Consider the following 3,534-nt stretch of genomic DNA (forward strand, 5'->3'; position numbering starts at 1 on the left):
ATAGCTTTAAATATATTTTTAAGTCTGCTTCTGTTTTTATTTATATTTTCAGGTAAGGGAAGAAAAATTGAGAGATGGGAAGGTTTTTCTTTTATAGTTATTTATATATTTTATCTGGCATATTTGATCTAGAGTTATTTTTGATGGAAATTTATATTGAAAAAACATGCAAGTGATAGTATTGCATTTAAAGAATTAAGTTAGACTAAGAAATAATAAAAAGAGGGCTTGAAAACCAAGCCCTCTTGCAGTGAAACATCACTTTGTTTATTTATTACTTACTAAAGAAATCTAAACCTTTAAATACCTAACTGTTGATTTAAATGACTTTAAAACAGTTAATGTTGCTTCAAACTATAAACTAAATGTCCTCTGAAACTCTTTAATTAAAATTGACACGGTACTTATGATGTCATCTTACTATAAATTCCTTATAGACATCAACATTGAAACAGAATAACTTAAACCATAAATCACTATACTCTTGTTCATTACCTACTTAAAACTTTAATCTTCTAAACCAGTCATTTAATCAACCTAATAATGTCCACTGCGAAGATAGACTACGCCACAGACATTAATTTAAACTTAACTATGTATTAATATAATTTAATATTTAGGAATTTATTAATGGCTAAGATAGCATATGTAAAAATCAGTGTTTTTAAGATAAATCGGTAAAAAATATTAATAATTTGTTCAAAGTGGACTAATAATAAAGAATAGTGGTATAATTTTATTTTGTAGTATTATCAGGGAGGCGATTTGAGATGAAAATTTTAGGTATAGTGGGAAGTAAGAGGAAAAATGGAAATACATCTTCTCTTGTTTTAAATGCACTGGAAAATGCAAAAGGAGAGGGAGTAGAAACAGAGGTAATATTCCTAGGAGATTATTCTATAAAAGGCTGCACGGGGTGTGAAGGATGCAGAGATACGTATAAATGCGTGATAAATGATGATATGCAAAAGATATATCCCCTTTTACTGGAGGCAGATGCAATAATTTTAGGTTCTCCTACTTATTTTTATAATGTTACGGCAGACGTAAAAGCATTTATTGACAGATGCTATTGTTTTGAAGTGATGTCAAAAGATGACCGCTCGGTATGGATGGGAATAAATGAAGTCTTTGGAGGTCGTTATGCTTCTGTCATTGCTGTATGCGAACAACATTCGGCAGAGGATATGGGATATACAGGTGAGGCCATGGCAAAACCTCTAGAGGCCCTAGGTTACAGAGTCTTAGATATAGTTAAAATATTAGGGTTATTTGAAAAAGGTAAAGCAGCTGGTGATAAAAAAGCGATAGAACAAGTAGAAAAAGCAGGAAAAAAACTCTATAAAACATTGAAATTAAAGAAAGAAATAGAAAAGAAACTAACAGATCTGAAATTAGTATATTAAATAATTATTAGATATAGTATATTTGAAGGCTTAAATTTAAAAAATTATAAAGTTAGGAGAACAAATATGGGTGTAAAAGCATTGCACCATGTCTGCATTCAGACAGAGTGTTACGAAGAATCAAAAAAATTTTATACCGAAATTTTAGAGTTTAAAATTGTAAAAGAAACTCCAAATTTTCATAATAGAGACTACAACACATGGCTCAGATTAGGAGATTTCATGATAGAACTTCAAACTCCTAAAACGGGGACTAAGTTTTCTAAATGGAGTTCTATGAATGCTGGCCCTGTACATCTGTCTTTTCTGGTAGATAATGTTACAGAGACATATGAAAAAATAAAATCTAAAGGTTATAATGATTTTAAGGTAAAAAATGGTGAGGAAATCTATAAAGTTGAGAATGGCTATCTTTTTAAAGTCAAATCCCCAGAAGGTACCGAGATAGAGGTAAGAGATGAAGCAGATATTTAGGGGTAAAATTTTAAATTAAGCCCACAAAAAAGACCTCTCTGGAGAGTTTCCAGAGAAGTCTTTTTTTCTGAAGAGACTACTTTTTAATCACTATTTTATGAGGGGGAAATCAGTTGATTTTTACACTGATAGCTTTTATGAAGGAGATGGTATCTTCTTCTTTTGCAAATTTTATCAAATGCTTGTGGCCACCGCAATAAATTACAGCCTTGTTAAATTTAAATACCCCTACAAGTTTTTCTATAGCCACTGAATCAATTTTGTCATACTTTATGAAAATAAGTTCATGTCCAGTTACGTTGGCAATATCTATTTTTTTGTCTAAAAAGATAAGTCTTTTATTTGTCATTACTGCAAAATCAGGATCAAGTTCAAAAATATTTTCTATTTTTTCGCCCTCGATAATAAATTTATCTATTTTTTCTACCCATTTTACTTTTAGAGTTTCTACATCTTTTGTACCAAATGGTCCGACCATAATTTACTACCTCCATTTATAAAATAAAAAATCATTCCGACTGAGATAAAAATTGTAAAACTTCCTCTACATGTCCAGCTACTTTTACTTTTCTCCATTCTTTTAAAATAATCCCTTCTTTGTTGATTAGAAACGTAGATCTTTCTATACCCATATACTCCTTACCTGCCATTTTTTTTAATTTCCAAACGCCATAATCCTCACATACCTTACCTACTGCATCACTAAGAAGTATAAAAGGCAACTGAAATTTTTCTATGAAATTAACATGCTTTTTAATAGTATCTTTACTTATTCCTAAAACTAATGCATTTGAATTTTCAAATTTAGTATAACTTTCTTTGAATTCGCAGGCTTCCCGAGTGCAACCTGGTGTATTGTCCCTCGGATAAAAATACAAGATAATATTTTTCCCCTTAAACTCAGAAAGAGATACATTCTCACCATTACTTCCGGGGAGAGTAAAATCTATTGAATTTTTCATAAAACGGCCTCCTAGACTTTATTGTAAGTATCTTCTAAAATATAATTACACCAAAACTAGAGGATACCTTTATAAAATTTTATTTAAAGCAAAAAATATTAAGATTTTTATAGAATATTTTTAGAATCCCTTAAAATCCTCAAAAGAAATTCCCAAGAATTTTTTGTAGATGAGATTGAAATACTTTCTTGCGGAGTGTGAGCACCTCTTATATCTGGACCAAAAGAGACCATATCAACATCGGGAAGTTTTTCTCCCAGAAGACCGCATTCCAGACCTGCATGTATTGCTTTTATTTTGGGACTTTTTCCGAATAGTTTGCTGTAGACAGACGCCATATGATCTCTCAGCTTGGAGTTCGCTCTATATTTCCAGGCTGGATATCTGGAGCCAGCCTCAAAGAATCCTCCTGAAAGATCAGCAAGAGCCATGAGACTCTCAGCTATTTCGTCTAGTTTTTGATCTACAGAACTTCTTATGGCAGACTCAATAATCATACTGCCGCCTTTGAGTCTTATTTTCCCCAGATTGAGTGAGGACTCAACGAGGTTTTCAATGCTTAGACTCATGGATACTACACCGTTTGGGTGTAACAGGATTGCATTTATTAATTTTGGGGTAGAAATTTTGTCCAGACACTTATCATAAGTTGTGTCTGTTATTTTTTCTATACTTATTTTTATGTTTGGATC

5 protein-coding genes are annotated in these 3,534 nt (G+C 31.6%); 2 read left to right on the forward strand and 3 right to left on the reverse strand.

All coding sequences use genetic code 11. The features are described 5' to 3' along the window. Window positions 1–770: 770 nt before the first annotated feature. Window positions 771–1,406 carry a flavodoxin family protein gene (locus tag ABZA26_RS10490; RefSeq protein ID WP_372714475.1) on the forward strand — a complete coding sequence of 212 codons (636 nt, stop codon included), beginning with the start codon at window positions 771–773 and terminating at the stop codon, window positions 1,404–1,406. A gap of 66 nt (window positions 1,407–1,472) precedes the next feature. Continuing rightward, window positions 1,473–1,880 carry a VOC family protein gene (locus ABZA26_RS10495; RefSeq protein WP_372714476.1) on the forward strand — a complete coding sequence of 136 codons (408 nt, stop codon included), beginning with the start codon at window positions 1,473–1,475 and terminating at the stop codon, window positions 1,878–1,880. Window positions 1,881–1,989: 109 nt separating this feature from the next. On the opposite strand, the gene ABZA26_RS10500 is transcribed toward ABZA26_RS10495, so the two are convergent. The 3 genes from ABZA26_RS10500 to ABZA26_RS10510 form a co-directional block, all read right to left on the reverse strand. Further along, window positions 1,990–2,358: a PH domain-containing protein gene (locus ABZA26_RS10500; protein WP_372714477.1), complete on the reverse strand. Its 369-nt coding sequence runs from the start codon at window positions 2,356–2,358 to the stop codon at window positions 1,990–1,992. A 31-nt stretch (window positions 2,359–2,389) separates the two neighbouring features. Next, window positions 2,390–2,842 carry a thioredoxin-dependent thiol peroxidase gene (bcp, locus tag ABZA26_RS10505; RefSeq protein WP_372714478.1) on the reverse strand — a complete coding sequence of 151 codons (453 nt, stop codon included), beginning with the start codon at window positions 2,840–2,842 and terminating at the stop codon, window positions 2,390–2,392. Window positions 2,843–2,949: 107 nt separating this feature from the next. Continuing rightward, window positions 2,950–3,534 (reverse strand): M20/M25/M40 family metallo-hydrolase (locus ABZA26_RS10510; protein WP_372714479.1); only part of this gene is annotated, 585 nt, incomplete at its 5' end.

The sequence above is a fragment of the Ilyobacter sp. genome (assembly GCF_041583315.1).
Classification (GTDB): domain Bacteria; phylum Fusobacteriota; class Fusobacteriia; order Fusobacteriales; family Fusobacteriaceae; genus Ilyobacter.

Excerpts from the sequence above, each read along its gene's own strand:
- ABZA26_RS10490 (WP_372714475.1), top strand. The coding sequence starts at position 771 with ATGAAAATTTTAGGTATAGTGGGAAGTAAGAGGAAAAATGGAAATACA.
- ABZA26_RS10495 (WP_372714476.1), top strand. The coding sequence starts at position 1,473 with ATGGGTGTAAAAGCATTGCACCATGTCTGCATTCAGACAGAGTGTTAC.
- ABZA26_RS10500 (WP_372714477.1), bottom strand. The coding sequence starts at position 2,358 with ATGGTCGGACCATTTGGTACAAAAGATGTAGAAACTCTAAAAGTAAAA.
- bcp (WP_372714478.1), bottom strand. The coding sequence starts at position 2,842 with ATGAAAAATTCAATAGATTTTACTCTCCCCGGAAGTAATGGTGAGAAT.